The organism is Streptomyces sp. iso_384 (assembly GCF_056172905.1).
In genome coordinates, this window is sequence record NZ_JBWBTT010000012.1 from 1 (window position 1) to 240 (window position 240).

The window sequence follows — 240 nt, forward strand, 5'->3', positions numbered from 1 at the left end:
GGTGGGCCGAGCACCGCGTCGCACACCAGGACTTCGGCAGCAAACGCATCAACCACCCTGCCGTCGGCGAACTCACCCTCGACTGGGACACCTTCCGCTACGCCGGTGCCCCAGAACAGCAGCTCGTGCTCTGGTCAGCCAATCCTGGCACTCCAGACGCGGAACGACTGGCCGCTCTGGCCCGTGGCACGGCCCAGAGCCCGTGACCTTCCTGTACATCACTGCAAATGAAACGTTCGA

Annotated in this window: 1 protein-coding gene; it reads left to right on the forward strand. The window is 64.6% G+C overall.

All coding sequences use genetic code 11. The features are described from left to right. The coding region (locus AC0VY3_RS36345) for an MmyB family transcriptional regulator (protein WP_475551818.1) at positions 1–206 on the forward strand (206 nt) is incomplete at its 5' end. Between the last annotated feature and the right edge of the window lie 34 nt (positions 207–240).